Here is a 20,137-nt window from a genome sequence, read left to right on the forward strand (position 1 = left end):
TGCAGTTCGCGGCGGCAAGTAAAGGTAAACCTCTTTCCGACACTGAATTTCAAAAAGGCTCCGATAAGCTCGCCTGGAATATTGCGGACAGTATCATAAAAAATGGTGGTTTCCCCCCGATCAACGACATCATGAAGGATGATCGGGATATGACTGTCGATGCGTTTGGCCTCGAATCATGGCAATGGCCTGGCACCATCGCCGATACCTTCCCCCCTCTGCTGGGAGGTCTCAACCGCGAGGTTTCGACCATCCCGGGCCAAGGCGAAACCTACGCAAAGCACCTCAGGCTCGCTGTCATGCAGAACCTCGCCGGGGTCAGTCGGTACATTTCCAGCTTCACCGAATTGGACATGCTTCCCGCATGGAAATATGCCAATGAGCTAAGGCGCTTCGCTGCGGACAACACCTACAAGATGTTCCAGTGGTTCGGTGCCGGTGACGACACTCCCGTCCAGCCCGATACCAACCAGTCGATCCAGATCCACATCGACGCCTCGCCCAAGCCACAGCAGCACATCCAGGGCGAAGACCAGGCACGCCAGGACGTGAGCAACGGCTATGTGCAGAACGCCGCGACCCACAACGTGTTCGCCCTCGGCGGTATTCTCAACAAGACCGACTTCGCCTCCACGCAGATGGCCAGCCTGACCTCGGGCGGCATCCGCCCTGGCGAAATGCAACTGGACCCGAACGCCCGCCCCAACAGCCACCTGTCGAAGTTCTACCTCGACCAGCCGAGCACCAGCGGTTTCGATTTCAGCCTGCGCAACGCGGTGACCCTCAACGGCCTGTCGGCCATGACCACCCGCAACACCTACGTCGACCCACTGCTGCTCGACCTGGGCGGCGAAGGCGTGCGCATGACCGACCTGAGCGACGCCGTGCTGTTCGACACCGACCACAGCGGCACGCTCAAGCGCAGCGCCTGGGCCGACCGCAAGACCGGCATGCTGGTGATCGACGATGGCAGCGGCCAGGTCAAGGACGTCAGCCAGATGTTCTCCGAGTACTACAAGGGCAAGGCCGGCGTGAACGGTGCGGCCGGCGAGGCCCGTTTCAAGGATGGCTTCGCCGCGCTGGCCAGCGAGGATGGCAACGGCGATGGCATCATCGATGCCCGTGACCCAATCTGGAACCGGCTGCGTGTGTGGGTGGATGCCAGCCATGACGCCCGTGTCGACGGCGGTGAGCTGAAGACCCTGGCCGAACTGGGCATCACCCAGATCAACGTGCGCGCCGCTGGCACGCCGGGCGAGACCCGCGATGGCAGCCGTGTGCTGGCCCGGGGTTCGTTCACGATCGGCGGCGCCAGCCGGCAAGCGCTGGCCGTGGACTTCCTGGGCGACCCGGTAAGCAGCACCACCACCCGCCAGGGCGATGGCATCCGCGTGGTATCAAACAGCGACGGCGCCACCACCATCGCCTACAGCAGCACCAGCAACCAAGGCGAACAGCTGGACGCTACGACCCTTGGGGTGAACAACCTGTATGGCGGCAGCGGCAACGACCAACTCACTGCTACGGCCAGCGGCAGCTGGCTGGTCGGCGGTGCTGGCAGCAATACCTACATCGGTGGTGCCGGCGACGATGTCTTTGTCATCAGCGCCAGCGACGACCCACAGAACATCCACGGCAACGGTGGCCGCGACACGGCGCTGATCGTTGGAGACCAGGGCGTAGAGCTGAACATGGCCAAGGCCGGGCTGACCATTGCCCAGGGCGGTCGCGGCGACGATGTGATCCGCAGCGGCGGTGGCGCCGGCGTGTTCATCAAGGGTGGGGAGGGCAGTGCCACCCTGATCGGCGGCGCCGGCAACGATGTACTGGTCGGCGGTAGCGGCCACAACACGCTCATCGGCGGCAGTGGCAAGGCGGTGATCTATGCAGGGCCCAACGGCGACCTGATCTACGCGTCCGCAGGCGGCAGCATCATCCACGCCGGTGGCGGCAACGATGTCATCCACGGCGGTGCGGCCGACGATGTGATCGAGGTCGGTCACGGCAACGCACAGATCGACGGCGGTGGCGGCACCAACCTGGTCACCCTGCACGGCAAGTACGGTGAGTACCGCATCACCCATACCAGCAACGGCTACCTGGTAGCCGACAACGTGACCGGTCGCGACGGTACCGTGCAACTGCGCAATATCCAGAAGCTCAACTTCGCCGATATTTCCGCCGTCGACCTGTCCAACCCCAACGCCATGCCGGTGGCCGATGTGCTGCGCCTGGACAAGGACGGCCAGCGTTTCGACCGCCAGCGCACGCACCTGATCGCCGCCTCCAGCCTGCTGGCTAACGACCTGCTGCTCGACAGCAAGGGCGGCCTGCGCATCGACAACGTCGGCGATGCCACCGGCGGTTCGGTCAGCCTCACCGCCCAAGGTGATGTGCTGTTCACCCCGCTGGCCGGCTACACCGGCATGATGGGCTTCAAGTACGGCATCATCGATGCCCAGGGCAACAAGTCGGCCTCGGTGGTCGACCTGGGCAGCGGCCAGACCGCGCCGATGCGCGCCAGCGTGACCCTGCTCGACGCCGGCATGCCAAACGACCCGCTGGCCGCGCAGCAGTGGTACCTGAGCGACACCAACGTGCTGCCGGTATGGCAGGACTACACCGGCAAGGGCGTGCGCATCGCCATGTTCGAACCGGGCGGCGAGTTCGCCACGGCGCCGGAGATCTTCGACTTCCAGCACCCGGACCTGGCCGCCAACATCGACCAGGCCTGGCTCAAGACCCAGCGCGACAAGGGCGTGCTGCCAGAGCTGGCCTCCAACCACGCGACCATGGTCGCCGGGGTGATGGTGGCCGGGCGCAATGACCAGGGTGGTGTGGGCGTGGCCTATGACGCCAAGCTCAGCGGTTTCTACCTGGCCAACAAGGGCGACGACCTGACTGGCCTGGGCAACATGGTCAACTATGACGTCGCCAACCACAGCTGGGGCTTCCAGAACGACTTCGCCATCAGCAACCTGCAGAACGGTGCCATCGACACCGCCAGCGCCCTGGCGGCCAACGCCCGCTATGCCGCGCACAACGGTCGCGGTGGCCTGGGCACGGTGATCGTCACCGCCGGCGGCAACCAGCGCGCCCACGGCGGCAGCGCCCAAGGCTCGCTGACCAACAACAACCGCTTCTCGATCGAGGTCGGGGCGATCAACGCCCAGGGCGACCTGTCGACCCTGCAGATCGGTTCGACGCCGTTCTCCAACCCCGGCGCCAGCCTGCTGGTCTCGGCCCCGGGCAGCAACGTGCTGTCCACCAGCCGCCTGGTGGAGACCGAGCGCGGCTCGACCTTCGGCAACGACTACACCAGCATGCAAGGCACCAGCTTCGCCGCGCCGATCGTTTCCGGCGTGGCCGCGCTGATGCTCGAAGCCAACCCCAACCTGGGCTACCGCGACGTGCAGCAGATCCTTGCGCTGTCGGCCCGCCGGGTCAACGACAGTGCCACCCGCTGGGACAACAACGGCGCGCGCAACTGGAACGGCGGCGGCATGCACACCAGCCACGACTACGGCTTCGGCGAAGTGGACGCCCGCGCGGCCGTACGCCTGGCCGAAAGCTGGATGACCCGCAGCACCGGTGCCGACGAAAGCGTGTTCAGCGCCAGCAGCGGCGCCCTGGGCAAGACCCTGAGCGGCGGTGGCAGCCTGAGCACCTCGCTGCAGATGGACGCCGGGCTGAACGTCGAGCACGTGGAGATCGACCTGGACGCCAGCGTCGGCCGCCTCGGCGACCTGACCGTCACCCTGGTCTCGCCCGATGGCACCCGCAGCATCCTGCTCGACCGCACCGGCAAGGTGCCGCAGGGGATGGCCGGCGCCAGCGACGCCGACATGGGCAGCACGCGCTCCGGGCCCTTCAAGTACAGCTTCATGAGCACCCGTGACTGGGGCGAACGCTCGGCCGGCACCTGGACCCTCGAGGTCAAGGACGCCAGCAACGGCCAACCGGTGACCCTCAACAACTGGGCCCTGCGCCTGTATGGCAGCAAGGCCGGTGCGGACGACACCTACTTCTACACCGACGAGTACCTCAAGGCGGTGCAGGGCCAGGCCAGCCGCGGCGTGCTGGATGACGCCGGCAACGGCACCGCGGGCGGGCGCAATACGCTCAACGCAGCGGCGGTCAGCGGTGATGTCCAAGTCAACCTGGCCACCGGCGTGGCCAGCATCGGCGGCGCGGCGCTGACCTTGCGCAACCCGAACGGCGTGCACAACCTCATCAGCGGTGACGGCAACGACACCCTGGTGGCCGGCAACGCCGATGCCCTGCTCGACGGTGGCCGAGGCAACAACAGCCTGACCGGCGGCAACGGCAAGGACTTCTTCGTGGTCCATCGCCGCGAGGGCGGCCAGGACACCGTGCACCGCTTCGAAGCGGCAAAAGGGGAGGTCATCGACCTGGTCGGTTTCACTGGCAAGACCTTCGCCGACCTGACCCTGCAGCAGCAGGGCGCGGATGTCCGCGTCGACCTGGGCAACGGCCAGCACATCCTGCTGAGCGGACAGTCGCTGGGCAACATCAGCGCGGCGAACTTCCAGTTCCAGGACCGCTTCGTCGCCCCGGCCAACTATGTCGACAGTAGCCGACCAAACGTGGACACCGCCACCGTCGCCGGCACCGTGGTGCTCAGCGGCGGTGGCGAGGGCGTAAGCTTCAGCAGCGGCGCCGACGGCCAACTGATCGCCGCGCTGGCGGGCAAGGTGTACAGCCACGACAGCGCCACCTCGGACCGCTTCATCATCAGTCACCAGCTCAATGCCAGTGACTACCACAATGCCTTGCGCGGCTTCCGTCACGGCATCGACAAGATCGACCTGAGCCAGGTCGGTGTCACCCGTTTCGAAGAGCTGAGCATCGTCCAGAAGAACCGCGGCACCATCAATGGCCTGTCGCAGATCCATGGCGTTGAACTGAGCACCAACGTGCTGCGCGGCGCGAATCAGCCGGTCAACCTGGCTTACCTCGACGCCATCGAAGTGGCCCAGCTCGATGCCGGCGACTTCATCTTCGCCAGCGCCCATCTGCCGGTGGAAACCGGCCAGCCCCCGCTGCCGCCGACCCGCCTGCCGGGGATCGACCTGTCGCTGCCGGACCGGGTCAAGCCCATCGAGATCCCCGACCGGCTCACGCCGATCGTCGAGCGTCCCGACATCAAGATTCCCGATGTCCGGGTTCCGGACTTCAGCATTCCGGATCACCGGATCCCGGATCTGAACGACCTGCTCAATCGCGGCACGGACGACTGGCGCAAGCGCTTCGATGACCATCCGGGCGTACCGACGCGGCCTGTCGAGATTCCTGACATCCGGCCATCGCCCATCGAGATCCCGGAAATCAGAATCCCTGACCGACCTACGGTCGACCTGCGTCCAAGTACCGATATCAACTCGATCCTCGAAGAAGCGAGGCGTCGACACGAGCAGATCATGGAGGAAAGCAACCGCCGCACGGACGAATTGCTCAAGCCGACCCGACCTGTCGAAATCCCCGACTTTCGGCCAACGCTCATCGAAATCGCTGATCGACCTGCGGTCGACCTGCACACAAGCACTGATGTCGACTCGATCGTCGAAGAAGCAAGGCGCCGGCACAAGCAGATCATGGAGGAGGTCCACAACGACCGGTTCGAGCACAAGCCGGTGACACTGCCGGACATCAATGCCAGCGACTACCTCAAACACCCCACGTCCTCCGACGCCACCCCGGCATCGAAGCCACAGGCCAGCACCTCACCAGCGCAGGCCTATCAGTTGATCGTCGCCGGTCAGGCCTGGAGCGCTGGCTCCTTGAGCGGGCTATTCGGCATGGCGCTCAAGGACCAGGCACCGGTTTACCAGGTCAGCCTTGCCGACGGCTCGCCGCTGCCAGCCTGGATGAGCTTCGACTCGGCTCAGGCGTCGCTGGCAGGGATACCTGAGGCCGGTCTCGCCGGCACCTTCGATATCAAGGTGAATGCCGGCAGCCAAACTAGTGCCGTGCTGCACCTGATGGTCCAACCGACGGTGATGACCGTGCCGATGTTCAGCAGCGTCACCCTGGCAGACGACCAGTACGCGGTGAACCTAAGCAATTCGTTCACCAAGGTCACCGCCAGCGGCGGCCGTCATCTGGCACTGCTCGGCAGCGGGGCCAAAGCCACCCTGCTGGGCAGGGACGACCAGCAGGTCTTTGCCACTGGCTCGCGGGCAGAGGTAACCCTGGGTGATGGTAACAACACGGTCAAGGGAGGGGTCGGCACGCTGGTAGCCGGTCATGGTGACAACCTCATCGAAACGACCGGATCGTCTACCAACCTCACGCTGGGCAACGGCCACAACACCATCAAGGGTAGTCTCGACAAGCTGGTGGCCGGCAATGGCGACAACTTCATCGAAACCACCGGCTCATCCGCCGACGTCACGCTGGGCGATGGCCGCAATACCATCAACGGCAGGCTCGACAAACTGGTTGCCGGTAATGGCGACAACCATGTCGAAAGCTCGGGCTCGTTCGCCGAGATCACCCTGGGCAATGGCGGCAACTCGATCAAAGGCGAATTCCGCAAGCTGGTGGTCGGCGATGGCGACAACCGCATCGAGACGTCATCGTCGTTCACCAAGATCAAGCTGGGCAAAGGCCACAACAACGTCGTGGTCGAAGGCAGCATGGCCGATGTGGAAGTCGGTGAAGGTCATACCGAGGTTGCATTCCGGGGCTCCATGAGCACCTTGAACTTCGGCAAGCCCGTACTGCCCGAACAGCTGTGGTTCCAGCACCAGGGCGATGACCTGCTGATCAGCCGTATCGGCAGTGCGCAGCAGGTCACCCTGCATGACTGGTATGCCAGCTCACCAGCCCGGGTCCGCGACATCGTTGCCGGTAACGGTCAGCACTTGTCGGACCGCAATGTCGAGCAACTGGTCCAGGCCATGGCGGCGTTCGCGCCGCCCGGCGCGGCTGCTACCAGCTTCGACGCGGCGCAGGCGCAAGCCTTGCAGCCGGTCCTCGCCGCCAACTGGCGCTAACGCCTGGCACCTGGAGGCTTGCGAGCCTCCAGGTGACGGCATCCTGATCAAAACAACGCCATCTGCCCGCCCGGCGGGCAGAATGCGCTGCAGTCCAGCGCCAACACCTCCCGCCCTTCGAACCCCAGCCGCCTGGCCGCCTTGCGAAAGCGCTGCGCCAGCAATTCGGCGAACACGCCTTCACCGCGCATCCGCGCACCGAAGCGGCTGTCATACAACTCGCCCCCCCGGCTCTGGCGAATCAGGCTCAGCACATGCGCGGCCCGCTGTGGGTAGTGATCCTGCAGCCACTGCTCGAACAACGGTGCGACCTCCAGCGGTAGGCGCAGCATCATGTAAGCCGCGCTCTGCGCACCGGCTTCCTTCGCCGCCTCCAGCAGGTGCTCCAGCTCACTGTCGTTGATCATCGGGATCATCGGCGAACACAGCACGCCCACGGGAACGCCGGCCTCACGCAGCACGCGGATCGTCCGCAGGCGCGCCTTGGGTGCGGCCGCACGGGGTTCGAGGGTGCGCTTTAGCTCATCGTCGAGAGTGGTGAGGCTGATCATTACCCGCACCAGACGCTGGCTGGCCAGTTCGCTGATCAGATCAAGGTCGCGCAGTATCAGCGAGCCCTTGGTGACGATGGTCACCGGGTGGCGGTAGCGCAGTAGCACTTCGAGCAAGCGTCTGGTGAGCTGATGCTCGCGCTCGATGGGCTGGTAGGGATCGGTGTTGGAACCCAGATTGATTGGCGCACATACGTAACCGGGCTTGCTCAATTGCTGTTCAAGTATCTCGGCGGCATTGGTCTTGGCAATCAGCTTGGTTTCGAAATCGAGGCCGGGGGAGAGGTCCCAGTAGGCATGGCTAGGACGGGCGTAGCAGTAGATGCAGCCGTGCTCGCAACCGCGGTAGGGGTTGATGGAGCGGTCGAAGGGCAGGTCGGGGGAGGTGTTGCGGGCGATGATGGTCTTGGCCGTCTCGATCCGCACCTCGGTGCCCTGGGTGAGTGGGACTTCCTGGTACCAGCCATCGTCCTCGACCACTGAAACGCTCGGGGCGAAGCGGTTGCGGGGGTTGTCGACGGTGCCGCGACCGCGAATGGGGGCTGGTTTCATGATAAGAACCCGGATTACTGTATGCACATACAGTAATCCGGGTTCAGCAGGATAGCTACAACCGATTATCGCGGGGCAAGCCCGCTCCCACGCTTGCCGCGTGATTTACCTTCAATCCTGCGGCTTCTTCAGCTTCGGATTGGGGAAGAACTGCACGGTCTGCACCTTGGCCGGCGCCGCCTTGGGCGCCAGGTGGTTGACCCGGGTGCCGAGCTCGCTGGGTACCGACAGGCCTTGTTCGTTCAAGGTGTCAGTGAACCCGCAGGCCACGCACTCTCGGTGCGGCACGCCGTCCTCGTTCCACATCATCAGCTTGTCCATCTCGCTGCATGCCGGGCAGACCGCCCCGGCGATGAAACGTCGTTTGCTCTTGCTCACGGCTACCTCGCTCATGCCGCCGCGTCCTCGGTAAGGCCACTGTGGCGCAGCAATGCATCGATGGAAGGCTCACGGCCCCGGAAGTCGACGAACAGCACCATCGGCTCGCGGGAACCACCACGGGCCAGGATGGCTTCGCGGAAGGCGCGGCCCGTCTCGGCGTTCAGCACACCTTCTTCCTCGAAGCGCGAGAAGGCGTCGGCCGACAGCACTTCGGCCCACTTGTAACTGTAGTAACCCGCCGCGTAGCCGCCGGCGAAGATGTGCGCGAAGCTGTTGGGGAAGCGGTTGTAGGCCGGCGGACGCATCACCGAGACCTCGTCGCGCACGCCTTCGAGCACCTGCAGCACGCTGCGGCCGTCGCCGTGGGTGGCGTGCAGCTCGAAGTCGAACAGCGAGAACTCCAGCTGGCGCACCATCATCATGCCGGATTGGAAGTTCTTCGCCGCCAGCATCTTGTCCAGCAGGTCCTGGGGCAGCGGTTCGCCGGTCTCGTAGTGGCCGGAAATCAGCGCCAGGCCCTCGGGCTCCCAGCACCAGTTCTCCATGAACTGGCTCGGCAGCTCCACCGCGTCCCAGGCCACGCCGTTGATGCCGGACACACCGGCATGCTCGATGCGGGTCAACAGGTGGTGCAGGCCGTGCCCGAACTCATGGAACAGGGTGGTGACTTCGTCGTGGGTCAGCAGCGCCGGTTTGCCGGGCGTGGCCGGAGTGAAGTTGCACACCAGGTTGGCCACCGGGCTCTGCAGCGCGCCCGCGGCGGTGCGGCGATGGTCGCGGGCACCGTCCATCCAGGCGCCGCCACGCTTGTTGGCACGGGCATAGAGGTCGAAGAAGAAGCGACCGACGTGCTGGCCGTCTTCCTTGATCTCGAACAGGCGCACGTCCGGGTGCCAGCTGTCGAAGCCCCTGAGCTCGGCGATCTCGATGCCGTACAGGCGCTGGACGATGGCGAACAGGCCGGAGAGCACCTTGTCGATCGGGAAGTAGGCGCGCAGGGCTTCCTGCGACACGCTGTAGCGCTGTTCGCGCAGCTTTTCGCCGAAATAGCCGGCGTCCCAGCTGGCCAGCTCCGGAGTGCCCTGCTCGGCGGCGAAGGCCTTGAGCTGCTCCAGGTCCTGGGCGGCGAACGGCTTGGAACGCTTGGCCAGGTCACGCAGGAAGCTCAGCACCTGGTCGCTGGACTCAGCCATCTTGGTGGCCAGGCTCAGTTCGGCGAAGTTCGGGTAGCCCAGCAGCTTGGCCAGCTCCTGGCGCAGCTCGAGGATCTCTTCCATCACCGGGCCGTTGTCGAACTGGCCGGCGTTCGGGCCCTGATCGGAGGCGCGGGTGCAGTAGGCGGCGTACAGTTCTTCGCGCAGGGCGCGGTCGTCGGCGTAGGTCATCACCGCGTAGTAGCTGGGGAATTCCAGGGTGATCAGCCAGCCGTCGAGGCCCTTGGCCTGGGCGGCGGCGGCCATCTGCGCCTTGGCCGAGTCGGTCAGGCCGGCGAGGGCGGCCTCGTCGGTGACGTGCTTGGTCCAGGCCTGGGTGGCATCGAGCAACTGGTTGGAGAAGCGGCTGCCCAGCTCGCTGAGCTTGCTCTGCACTTCGGCATAGCGCTGCTGCTTGTCGGCCGGCAGGTCGATGCCCGACAGGCGGAAGTCGCGCAGGGCGTGATCGATGATGGTCTTCTGCGCCACATCGAAGCCGGCAGCCTCGGGGCTGGCGGCCAGGGCTTCATAGGCTTCGAACAGGGCACGGTTCTGGCCCAGCTCGGTGGAATAGGCGCTCAGGGCTGGCAGGCACGACTCGTAGGCCTCGCGCAGCTCCTGGCTGTTGCACACCGCGTTCAGGTGGCTGACCGGGCTCCAGGCGGCGCCCAGGCGGTCGTTGAGTTCGTCCATCGCCAGCACCAGGCCGGCCCAGGTCGGGTTCTTGCCCTGCTTTTCGAGGATCTCGGCGATGGCCTTACGGTTGTCGGCGAGGATCTGCTCGATCGCCGGCAGCACATGCTCGGCACGGATTGCCGAGAAGGGCGGCAGATCATGGGACTGCAGCAGCGGGTTGTTCGCACTCACGGTTCGGGTACCTTGGCAGGAGAAACACGGGACCATCTTAATTACAATCGACGCCGACCGCAGCAGGCAGCCTGCCTATCGGCATTGCAGAGGAACACTATCATGGCCCTCCGGACCTTCCAGCAACACACGCCGAAAGTGGGAGCACGGGCCTTCGTCGACCGCTCGGCGGTGGTCATCGGCGACGTCGAGATCGGCGAGGACAGCTCGATCTGGCCGCTGACCGTGGTGCGCGGCGACATGCACCGCATCCGCATCGGCGCGCGCACCAGCGTGCAGGACGGCAGCGTGCTGCACATTACCCACGCCGGGCCGTTCAACCCCGACGGTTTTCCGCTGATCATCGGCGACGAGGTGACCATCGGTCACAAAGTCATGCTGCATGGCTGTACCCTGGGCAACCGCATCCTGGTCGGCATGGGCAGCACCATCATGGACGGCGCCATCGTCGAGGACGAGGTGATCATCGGCGCCGGCAGCCTGGTGCCGCCGGGCAAGCGCCTGGTCAGCGGCTACCTGTACATGGGCAGCCCGGTGAAACAGGTGCGCCTGCTGAGCGAGCAGGAGCACGCGTTCTTCCCCTACAGCGCCGGCAACTACGTGAAGCTCAAGGACCAGCACCTGGCCGAAGGCTACGACCGACCGCAATGACGCCATCGCGGGGCGGGCAAGCCTGCTCCCCCGACCTTTGCATACCCCGCGATGGCATCCAGATGAACAGCAGAGTGAACAGCTCCATGCACCAGCAGAACATCCTTTTCGACCTCGACGGCACCCTGACCGACCCGCGCTCAGGGATTACCCGCTCGATCCAGTACGCCCTGGCCAAGCTGGGCATCGACGAGCCAGACCTGACCCGCCTCGAGCACTTCATCGGCCCACCCCTGTTGCAGGCCTTCATGCAGTTCTATGACTTCGACGAGGCCAAGGCCTGGGACGCGGTGAACTTCTACCGCGAGCGCTTCAAGGTCACAGGGCTGTACGAGAACCGGGTGTTCGAGGGTGTGCCGCAGCTGCTGCAGGCGCTCAACGGCCAGGGCCGCACCCTGTATATCGCCACGTCCAAGCCATGGGTCTATGCCCGCGAGATCGCACGGCATTTCGAATTCGACCACCACTTCAAGGTGATCTACGGCAGCGAGCTGGACGGCACCCGTACCAACAAGGTCGAGCTGATTCGCCACCTGTTGGATGAAGAGGGACTGGACCCGGCACAGACTCTGATGATCGGCGACCGCAAGCATGACCTGATCGGTGCGCGCAGCAACGGTGTGCAGGCGGTGGCGGTGGGCTATGGGTTCGGCAGCCGGGAGGAACTCGAGGCCGAGACGCCGGCGTTCCATTTCGAGACGCTGGCCGAGTTGCATCAGGCGTTCATCAAAGGCTGATATGTATCGGGGCTGCAAAGCAGCCCCTTTATCTCAAGGCCTTGCCATCAACCGTCCAAGCACCGCCTTGCGCTGTTCGATCGGCATCCGCCCCAGCGCCTCGACCCGCTCGTAAAACAGTCCCCAGTCTCCTCCAACCTCATCGAACAGCTTCGAAAACGCCGGGACCCACTGGTCATAAAGCCCAAAAGGCAGCAACTTGGCATTGTTCAATGGAGCAAAGACCCAGGCATCGAAACGCCGATCCCCACCCCAATCGCGGTCCCGCACCTCGCGGTACTCCCGCCGCAACCGCTCGAACTCAGCCTGCTTGGCCGCCCGCTTGCCCCCCTCATCCAACGGCCCGGCATAAATTGTCTGCAATCGCTCGCGGCTGGCCAACACCAGCCGGGTGAACTGTTCGCGCTGCCGGGCCCCGACCTCCTCGATGGCAGCCAACCCACGTGCCGCGCGCCATTGCCGTGTTCCCTCCTGCTCGACAAAGGAGGCGAACGACTCGTTGAACTCGGTATCGTCCTGCACGTAGAAGCGCTGGTGCGCCAGCTCATGAAAGATCACCGTGGCCAGGCGCTCATCGCCCCAGCCGGCCATGGTCGACAGGATCGGATCGTCGAACCAGCCCAGGGTGGAATAAGCCTCCACACCTCCCACATAGACATCCAGGCCCTCCTGGCGCATCAACGCCGCCGCGCCGCGGGCCGCGCCCTGCCGGTAATATCCTCGATAGGCCACGCAGCCGGCGATGGGGAAGCAATGGGTCACCGGCTGCAACGACAGCTCAGGGGTCGCGAACACATTCCATACCACATACGGTCGCCCCAAATCGGCGTAGACCCGGTAACTGCCGTTGTCCGGCAACTTCAACTGCGCGCTGGCGAAGGCCCGGGCCTTTTCGGCAAACAACAGGCGCTGGCGCAACACCGGGCTGGTGGCAGGACTCTCGATAACCCGGTCCAGCGGCTGGCGTGCCCGCAACAGCTGCCACTGGCCCTCCGCCAGTTGGCCGTAGTAGCTCACGCTGGAGCAACCGCTCAGCAGAACGCCCAGCGCCACGGGAACCAACCCGGTGAAAACGCGGTCGAGAACCCGACGGCTGCAGCGCATGAAAAGAAAAAGTCCAAACATCGAGGCTGTCTATCTCGCTCGTCGGCCGAATGCGACCAAGACTATCTCGCAAAGGGGAAGCTTCGCCATGCGTACTCTGCTGTTTGCCGCCGGCACGCTCGTGCTGCTGTCCGGTTGTGCCTCATTCCTGCCCAGCGCCGACCCGAACCAGGCCTGGATCGACCTGGCCCCGGGTGACAACGACTCGCTGCATGCCTTGCAGGTTGATGAGCGCGCCTGGGCCGACACCCGCTATTTCGAGGTGCAGCCCGGCAATCACGAGCTGACCGTGCGCTACCAGTTCGCCGTGACGCCCAGCAACATCGGCCCGGTGGACGAGCCGCTGTGGCGCGACTGTCAGCTCAATCTCACCTACAAGGACTTCACGGCCGGGCAGCGCTATCAGATGCAGGCCGGCAGTATCGGTTTCCGCCCCTGGATCAAGCTTTACGACCAGCAGCAGAAACTGATCGGCCAAGGCGAGCCGGCAGGCTGCCAGCGCACCTGAACCCCGCGAACGGCGCTATGCTTGTAACCTGTGAACCGCGAGCGGGAGTTTCACCATGCGCCAGCCCATGATGCTGATGGCCCTCAGTGCCCTGGGGGCGTGCGCCAGCCCCTTGCCGCCCGTTGACCCAGGCAAGGCCTGGGTCGATCTCTACACCATCACCCCCGGCAGAACCATCATGGCCGACCGTCTGGACGGCCAGCGCCTGGATGACGGCCGCTACTTCCAGGTGACACCTGGCAAGCATGAGCTGGTGGTGCGCTTCGACTACGAGATCTATTCCGGCGGTTTCAGCACTGACCCCACCGAGCGAACCTGCTATCTCACCGTGCGCTACAACGATTTCAAGGCCGGCCAGCGTTATCGCCTGGAGGCGCGGGCCCCGGCGATGCAGCCGCAGGTGCTGTTGTACGACGCCAACCGAAAGGTGGTCGTGAACGAGCCGAGCAACGTCACCTGTATTCCTTGATCGATGACGGGGCTGCCGTGCAGCCCCGACCGTCGAGCCTTACCGATCGTTCTTCTGGTAGATGATCTTCTTCGTGCCGCCCTCGCAGCTGCCAACGATCATGTTGGGATCACTGACCTCGGCATTGGGCACGATCTCAAGCGTGTAGGAGGAAACCTTGTTCGCCTGGATCTTCGCTTCGATCTCGGCCTTCAGTTCCTCGCACGGCTTGGGCGCGGCCAGTGCGGCGGTGGCCAGCAGGGAAGCCAGCACACCAAATGCAACGCGGATCATGGAACGGCTCCTGGGGCAGGGCAGACGAGCTGCCAACGCTGTTTAGACTACAGGAAACCGCCGCCGTTGCGCCGCCTAGGACAGCAGGGTGGCGTCCAAGCTGATCGTCGCGTTGAGCACCTTGGACACCGGACACCCAGCCTTGGCCTTGTTGGCGATCTCCTGGAACTGCGCCTCGCTGGCCCCAGGCACGGTGGCCTTGAGGGTCAGGTGAACGGCGGTGATGGCAAAGCCATCAGCCTGCTTGTCCAGGCTTACCTCGGCGTGAGTGTCGATCCGTTCAGGCGTGAATCCCGCCTCGCCCAACATCATCGACAACGCCATGGAGAAGCAGCCGGCATGGGCAGCGCCGATCAGTTCCTCCGGGTTGGTCCCAGGCGTGCCTTCGAAACGGGTGTTGAAGCCGTAGGGCGCTTGCTTGAGCGCGCCGCTTTCAGTGGAGATCTGGCCCTTGCCATCCTTCAGGCCACCTTGCCAGACCGCCGATGCTGTCTTCTTCATGCTGCCTCCTGTCACAGGGTTGGGGTGTCTACGGTTCTGAGGACCAAGCCCACGCCAAGTTCAGATCAATCCGCAGGAAGGCATTGAATCCGGCGAATATGCCCATACAGAGTCCAGAAGGCCATGGCCAATCACCTGAAGCGGAGGCTCCAATGACGCACCTGCGAGACCTGAAGATATCCACCCTCGACCTGGTGCCCGTGCGCGCCGATGGGAGCCCCGCGCAATCACTGCGCAACTCGCTGGACCTGGCCCGGCACGTCGAGCGCTTCGGCTACAACCGCTTCTGGGTCGCCGAACACCACAACATGGACGGCATCGCCAGTTCGGCCACCGCCGTGCTGATCGGCTACCTGGCCGGCGGCACCTCGAGCATCCGCGTCGGCTCCGGCGGGGTGATGCTGCCCAACCATGCACCGCTGGTGATCGCCGAGCAGTTCGGCACCCTGGCCAGCCTGTACCCGGGGCGTATCGACCTGGGCCTGGGCCGCGCCCCGGGCTCCGACCAGATGACCGCCCGCGCCCTGCGCCGTGAACGCTCCGGCAGTGCCGACGACTTCCCCGACGATGTCGAGGAACTGTCGCGTTACCTCGGCCCGCGTACAGATGATCAGAAAGTGATCGCCGTGCCTGGCCACGACACCGAGGTGCCAATGTGGTTGCTCGGCTCCAGCCTGTTCAGTGCCCAGCTGGCAGGCATGCGCGGCATGCCCTATGCCTTTGCCTCGCACTTCGCGCCGCGCTACATGCACGAGGCGATCCGCATCTACCGCGACCATTTCAAGCCGTCCACCACGCTGGACAAGCCTTACGTGATGCTCGGCATCCCGATGGTGGTTGCCGAGACCGACGAGAAGGCCGAGTACCTGGCGACGTCGGTGTACCAGCGTATCCTCGCGCTGATCCGTGGCCAGAGCCTGATGCAGCGCCCGCCGGTCGAAAGCATGAATGGACTGTGGCTGCCCCATGAGCGCGATGCGGTGAGCAGTTTCCTGGGCCTGGCGATGATCGGCAGCCCACAGAAGGTGCGGGCGAAGGTGGAGGTGCTGCTGGAACAGACCGGGGCGGATGAGCTGATCTTCACCAGCGACCTGTACGAGCATGCCGACCGGATCAGGTCCTATGAGCTGATGGCTCAGGCCTTGAAGACCGGTTAAAGGTCATCGCGGGGCAAGCCCGCTCCAGGGTACGCTCTGTGGGAGCGAGCTTGCCCCGCGATGGAGCCACAATCAGTCACGGCTATAGGCAATTACCTTGGTCCCAGCCTCGCAGGTACCCACCACCTTGTCGGCAGGATCACCCTTGGGGGCGATCGTAAGCTTGTAACCCTTCACCCCCTTCGCATCCAGCTTCGCCGCAATCTCCGCCTTGAGCTCCTCGCACGGCTTGCCCGCCGCCAGCGCACCACCGGCCAACGCCATCAGCCCCACGGCCAGAATCAACTTCTTCATCGATCGCTTTCCTTGTACAGATCCAAGACGAAAAGGGCGCGAAGCTCGCGCCCTGCAACCTTATTACCCGATCAGGCCGGGCAAGCCTAGCCCAGCTTCGTTTCAGCTGTTGGCGATGCGGAAGCCCACCTTCAGCGTCACCTGGAAGTGCGCGGCCTTGTTGTCGCGGATATGCCCGCGGGTATCGACCACCTCGAACCATTCCAGGTGCTTGATGCTCTTGCCGGCCTCGGCCAGGGCATTGTTGATCGCTTCTTCGATGCTGGTGGGGGAGGATCCGACCAGCTCGATCTTCTTGTAGGTGTGATGATCCGACATGAGTGCTCTCCTGGGTTGGGTAGTCCGTTGAGCCTAGCAGCGCAGGCCCGGTTTACCTGCGAGCGATCGGCGCAGGAGAAAGTTCGACTGCACTTTCTCAGCGCCGCGCAGTCGCATTCCTAACAGCCCATACCGCGAAGGAGAGTCAACATGCCACGCAATTCCCTGCGCCAAACCTCCCTGGAAAGCATGGAAGCCGAGATCGAAAGCCTGCTCAAGACACTGGAGCACCTCAAGCACGATGCCTCGGAGGAGTCCCACAAGACCATGAAGGCGCTGCGCGGCAATGCCGAGAACGCCCTCAAGCATTCGCGCAGCCTGCTCAGCGATGCCTACGAGGAAGTGAAGACCCGCACCCGCCAGACCGGTGTTGCCACCCGAGACTATGCCCAGGAACATCCCTGGACCACTGCGGGTGTGGCAGTTGGCGCCCTCGGCCTGCTGGCCGCCTACCTGATGTGCCGGCGTAATAACTAGCCGACCTGCTGCAGCTCCCGGCGCAGCCATTGCGCCAGCTGCTCGGCGCGCCCGTCCGCGGCGCGCCAGGGCACCCACAGGGCCAACGCGGCGCGGGTCGGGGAGAATCCCCAAGGCGCAGCCAGCCGCCCGGCCTTCAGGTCGTCCGCCACCAGCGGCTGTGGCGCGATGGCCACGCCAAGGCCGGCCACCGCCGCTTCCAGCAGGTAGTACAAATGCTCGAATGCCTGGCCGTAACTCAAAGTGCCAGGCTCGATGCCATGCTGCTGCGCCCAGGTCGGCCAGGCCTGTGGCCGCGAAGTCGTGTGGAGCACGGCCTCGCGTTGCAACGCCACGGCTGGCGCGGCTTTCAAACGATCGAAGCCTTCGAAGTGCGGACTCATCACCGGACCGATCCACTCTTCGGCGAGCACATGCACCTGCATGTCCGCCGGCCATGGCGGCTCGGCATAGACCAACAACGCATCCAGCCCCGGGCGCCGCGGATCGAGATCGCCTTCACCCGCGGACAGGTGCAGGCGCAACTCCGGCAGGTCGGCCTTCAGGCGCCCCAGCCGCGGAATGAACCAGCGCGCCAGCAGGCTGCCAGAACAGCCGAGCACGAAGGGTGCTTCGTCGGCATCGCGGGAAAGCTCGGCGCAGACACCGCGCAGCCGGTCGAACGCCTCGAAGCTGGCATCACGCAGGCGCACCCCGGCATCTGTGAGTTTGACGCCACGCCCATCCTTGCCGAACAGGGCCACGCCCAGATGCTCCTCGAGCACCTTGATCTGCCGGCTGACGGCACCATGGGTCACATGCAGCGCCTCGGCAGCCTGGCTGACACTGTTCAGCCGGGCGGTCGCCTCGAAAGCCCGCAGGGCGTTGAGGGGGGGAAGGTCATGGGCCATTTGAGTTGTGAGTTTTCCTGACAGGTTTGCGCAATCTTATCGGTTTTCAGCCGGCCACGTCGTGGTTAGAGTAAAGCCCATCACTCATCCATTACGCCCTGGAGCGCCCCATGACCCAGACCCAATACCGCGCCGGCCCCGATGCCAACGGCCTGTTCGGCTCGTTCGGCGGCCGCTACGTGGCCGAAACCCTGATGCCCCTGGTGCTGGACCTGGCCCGCGAATACGAAGCGGCCAAGGCCGACCCCACGTTCCTCGAAGAACTGGCCTACTTCCAGCGCGACTACATCGGCCGCCCCAACCCGCTGTACTTCGCCGAGCGCCTGACCGAGCACTGCGGCGGCGCGAAGATCTTCTTCAAGCGTGAAGAGCTCAACCACACCGGCGCGCACAAGGTGAACAACTGCATCGGCCAGGTGCTGCTGGCCAAGCGCATGGGCAAGAAGCGCCTGATCGCCGAGACCGGCGCCGGCATGCACGGCGTGGCCACCGCCACCGTCGCCGCGCGCTTCGGCCTGCCCTGCGTGATCTACATGGGCGCCACCGACATCGAGCGCCAGCAGGCCAACGTGTTCCGCATGAAGCTGCTGGGTGCCGAGATCGTCCCGGTGACCGCCGGCACCGGCACCCTGAAGGACGCCATGAACGAGGCCCTGCGCGACTGGGTCACCAACGTCGAGGACACCTTCTACCTGATCGGCACCGTGGCAGGCCCGCACCCGTACCCGGCGATGGTCCGCGACTTCCAGTCGATCATCGGCAAGGAAACCCGCGCCCAGCTGCAGGAGAAGGAAGGGCGCCTGCCCGACAGCCTGATCGCCTGCGTCGGCGGCGGCTCCAACGCCATGGGCCTGTTCCACGACTTCCTCGATGACGCCAGCGTGCAGATCATCGGCGTCGAAGCCGGCGGCCACGGCGTGCACACCGACAAGCACGCGGCCAGCCTTAACGGCGGCGTGCCGGGTGTGCTGCACGGCAACCGCACCTACCTGCTGCAGGACGACGACGGCCAGATCACCGACGCCCACTCGATCTCCGCAGGCCTGGACTACCCCGGCATCGGCCCGGAGCACGCCTACCTGCACGAAGTGAAGCGCGTGGAGTACGTCAGCATCACCGACGACGAGGCCCTCGACGCCTTCCACGCCACCTGCCGCCTGGAGGGCATCATCCCGGCGCTGGAAAGCTCCCACGCCCTGGCCGAGGCAATCAAGCGCGCGCCGAAGCTGCCCAAGGACCACCTGATGGTGATCTGCCTGTCCGGTCGCGGCGACAAGGACATGCAAACCGTGATGAACCACATGGCCGCCCAGGAGAAACAGGCATGAGCCGTCTCGAACAACGCTTCGCCGAACTGAAGGCCGAAGGCCGTTCCGCCCTGGTCACCTTCGTCACCGCCGGCGATCCGGGCTACGCTGCCTCGCTGGAGATCCTCAAGGGCCTGCCGGCCGCTGGCGCCGATGTGATCGAACTGGGTATGCCGTTCACCGACCCGATGGCCGACGGCGTGGCCATCCAGCTCGCCACCCTGCGCGCCCTGGAAGCCGGCCAGACCCTGGCCAAGACCCTGCAGATGGTTCGCGAATTCCGTGTGGATAACCAGACCACGCCCATCGTGCTGATGGGTTACTACAACCCGATCCACCGCTTCGGCGTGGAGCAGTTCGTCGCCGAGGCAAAAGAAGCGGGCGTCGATGGCCTGATCATCGTCGACCTGCCACCGGAACACGACGCCGAACTGGCCACCCCGGCCCAGGCCGCAGGCATCGACTTCATCCGCCTGACCACCCCGACCACCGACGATGCGCGCCTGCCGCGCGTGCTGGAGCGCAGCTCCGGGTTCGTCTACTACGTGTCGGTGGCAGGTGTGACCGGTGCGGGTTCGGCAACCACCGAGCATGTGACCGAGGCCATTGCCCGCCTGCGTCGGCATACCGATCTGCCGATCAGCGTCGGTTTCGGCATCCGCACGCCGGAGCAGGCTGCTGCCATTGCCCGCCTGGCCGATGGCGTGGTGGTCGGTTCGGCGCTGGTCGACAAGATCGCCCAGGCCAAGGATGCCGGTCAGGCAGTGAACGATGTGCTGAGCCTGTGCTCGGCGCTGGCCGAAGGCGTGCGCGCCGCCCGCAACTGATCCGCGCAGCAGGTGTATTTGTGGGAGCGGGCTTGCCCCGCGATAACGATGGTGGACTCAC

18 protein-coding genes are annotated in these 20,137 nt (G+C 64.9%); 9 read left to right on the forward strand and 9 right to left on the reverse strand.

Going from position 1 to position 20,137, the window contains the following annotated elements; all coding sequences use genetic code 11:
• Positions 1 to 299: 299 nt before the first annotated feature.
• A complete protein-coding gene (locus AC25M7_RS02555) occupies positions 300 to 7,019 on the forward strand; it encodes a S8 family serine peptidase (RefSeq protein WP_486970709.1) in 6,720 nt (2,239 codons plus the stop codon).
• 47 nt (positions 7,020 to 7,066) lie between these two features.
• Here AC25M7_RS02555 and AC25M7_RS02560 read toward each other — a convergent pair whose 3' ends face one another.
• The 3 genes from AC25M7_RS02560 to prlC form a co-directional block, all read right to left on the reverse strand.
• On the reverse strand, positions 7,067 to 8,122 hold the full coding sequence (locus AC25M7_RS02560) for a PA0069 family radical SAM protein (RefSeq protein WP_486970710.1): 1,056 nt from the start codon (positions 8,120 to 8,122) through the stop codon (positions 7,067 to 7,069).
• A gap of 111 nt (positions 8,123 to 8,233) precedes the next feature.
• The gene (locus tag AC25M7_RS02565) at positions 8,234 to 8,515 is read right to left on the reverse strand and encodes a YheV family putative zinc ribbon protein (RefSeq protein ID WP_050703177.1); all 282 of its coding nucleotides are present in this window, start codon (positions 8,513 to 8,515) and stop codon (positions 8,234 to 8,236) included.
• Positions 8,512 to 10,563 carry an oligopeptidase A gene (prlC, locus tag AC25M7_RS02570; RefSeq protein ID WP_232854021.1) on the reverse strand — a complete coding sequence of 684 codons (2,052 nt, stop codon included), beginning with the start codon at positions 10,561 to 10,563 and terminating at the stop codon, positions 8,512 to 8,514. Before prlC ends, AC25M7_RS02565 begins: the two co-directional genes overlap by 4 nt.
• 102 nt (positions 10,564 to 10,665) lie before the next feature.
• Here prlC and AC25M7_RS02575 point away from each other — a divergent pair, with 102 nt between their 5' ends.
• Together AC25M7_RS02575 and AC25M7_RS02580 are read left to right on the forward strand one after the other, a co-directional pair.
• Positions 10,666 to 11,214 carry a gamma carbonic anhydrase family protein gene (locus AC25M7_RS02575; RefSeq protein ID WP_028688707.1) on the forward strand — a complete coding sequence of 183 codons (549 nt, stop codon included), beginning with the start codon at positions 10,666 to 10,668 and terminating at the stop codon, positions 11,212 to 11,214.
• A gap of 86 nt (positions 11,215 to 11,300) precedes the next feature.
• Complete coding sequence (locus AC25M7_RS02580; RefSeq protein WP_028688708.1) at positions 11,301 to 11,951, forward strand: HAD family hydrolase; 651 nt, start codon at positions 11,301 to 11,303, stop codon at positions 11,949 to 11,951.
• Positions 11,952 to 11,984: 33 nt separating this feature from the next.
• Here AC25M7_RS02580 and AC25M7_RS02585 read toward each other — a convergent pair whose 3' ends face one another.
• On the reverse strand, positions 11,985 to 13,055 hold the full coding sequence (locus AC25M7_RS02585) for an aminopeptidase (protein WP_486970711.1): 1,071 nt from the start codon (positions 13,053 to 13,055) through the stop codon (positions 11,985 to 11,987).
• A gap of 88 nt (positions 13,056 to 13,143) precedes the next feature.
• On the opposite strand from AC25M7_RS02585, the gene AC25M7_RS02590 reads away from it, so the two are divergent.
• Together AC25M7_RS02590 and AC25M7_RS02595 are read left to right on the forward strand one after the other, a co-directional pair.
• Positions 13,144 to 13,563, forward strand: coding sequence for a PA0061/PA0062 family lipoprotein (locus AC25M7_RS02590; protein WP_028688710.1), 420 nt, complete (start codon positions 13,144 to 13,146; stop codon positions 13,561 to 13,563).
• Positions 13,564 to 13,618: 55 nt separating this feature from the next.
• Positions 13,619 to 14,032 carry a PA0061/PA0062 family lipoprotein gene (locus AC25M7_RS02595; RefSeq protein WP_028688711.1) on the forward strand — a complete coding sequence of 138 codons (414 nt, stop codon included), beginning with the start codon at positions 13,619 to 13,621 and terminating at the stop codon, positions 14,030 to 14,032.
• A gap of 39 nt (positions 14,033 to 14,071) precedes the next feature.
• Here AC25M7_RS02595 and AC25M7_RS02600 read toward each other — a convergent pair whose 3' ends face one another.
• A complete protein-coding gene (locus tag AC25M7_RS02600; RefSeq protein ID WP_028688712.1) occupies positions 14,072 to 14,305 on the reverse strand; it encodes a DUF1161 domain-containing protein in 234 nt (77 codons plus the stop codon).
• A 75-nt stretch (positions 14,306 to 14,380) separates the two neighbouring features.
• Positions 14,381 to 14,806, reverse strand: a complete 426-nt coding sequence (locus AC25M7_RS02605; RefSeq protein ID WP_028688713.1) for an OsmC family protein — start codon at positions 14,804 to 14,806, stop codon at positions 14,381 to 14,383.
• A 152-nt stretch (positions 14,807 to 14,958) separates the two neighbouring features.
• Here AC25M7_RS02605 and AC25M7_RS02610 point away from each other — a divergent pair, with 152 nt between their 5' ends.
• Positions 14,959 to 15,963, forward strand: coding sequence for an LLM class flavin-dependent oxidoreductase (locus AC25M7_RS02610; protein WP_028688714.1), 1,005 nt, complete (start codon positions 14,959 to 14,961; stop codon positions 15,961 to 15,963).
• 72 nt (positions 15,964 to 16,035) lie between these two features.
• Here AC25M7_RS02610 and AC25M7_RS02615 read toward each other — a convergent pair whose 3' ends face one another.
• Positions 16,036 to 16,257, reverse strand: coding sequence for a DUF1161 domain-containing protein (locus AC25M7_RS02615; protein ID WP_028688715.1), 222 nt, complete (start codon positions 16,255 to 16,257; stop codon positions 16,036 to 16,038).
• A gap of 102 nt (positions 16,258 to 16,359) precedes the next feature.
• The gene (locus AC25M7_RS02620; protein ID WP_011531496.1) at positions 16,360 to 16,575 is read right to left on the reverse strand and encodes a dodecin; all 216 of its coding nucleotides are present in this window, start codon (positions 16,573 to 16,575) and stop codon (positions 16,360 to 16,362) included.
• Positions 16,576 to 16,725: 150 nt separating this feature from the next.
• Here AC25M7_RS02620 and AC25M7_RS02625 point away from each other — a divergent pair, with 150 nt between their 5' ends.
• Positions 16,726 to 17,052, forward strand: a complete 327-nt coding sequence (locus tag AC25M7_RS02625) for an ElaB/YgaM/YqjD family protein (protein ID WP_028688716.1) — start codon at positions 16,726 to 16,728, stop codon at positions 17,050 to 17,052.
• Here the strand turns inward: AC25M7_RS02625 and AC25M7_RS02630 are convergent.
• Complete coding sequence (locus tag AC25M7_RS02630) at positions 17,049 to 17,942, reverse strand: LysR family transcriptional regulator (RefSeq protein WP_486970712.1); 894 nt, start codon at positions 17,940 to 17,942, stop codon at positions 17,049 to 17,051. The two genes, AC25M7_RS02625 and AC25M7_RS02630, sit on opposite strands and share 4 nt — an antisense overlap.
• Before the next feature lie 110 nt (positions 17,943 to 18,052).
• Between AC25M7_RS02630 and trpB the strand changes: the two genes are divergently transcribed.
• Positions 18,053 to 19,270 carry a tryptophan synthase subunit beta gene (gene trpB / locus AC25M7_RS02635; protein WP_028688718.1) on the forward strand — a complete coding sequence of 406 codons (1,218 nt, stop codon included), beginning with the start codon at positions 18,053 to 18,055 and terminating at the stop codon, positions 19,268 to 19,270.
• Complete coding sequence (trpA, locus tag AC25M7_RS02640; RefSeq protein ID WP_186595188.1) at positions 19,267 to 20,076, forward strand: tryptophan synthase subunit alpha; 810 nt, start codon at positions 19,267 to 19,269, stop codon at positions 20,074 to 20,076. The genes trpB and trpA overlap by 4 nt, the downstream gene beginning before the upstream one ends.
• Positions 20,077 to 20,137: the final 61 nt, after the last annotated feature.

This window comes from Pseudomonas sp. P106(2024) (genome assembly GCF_057480815.1).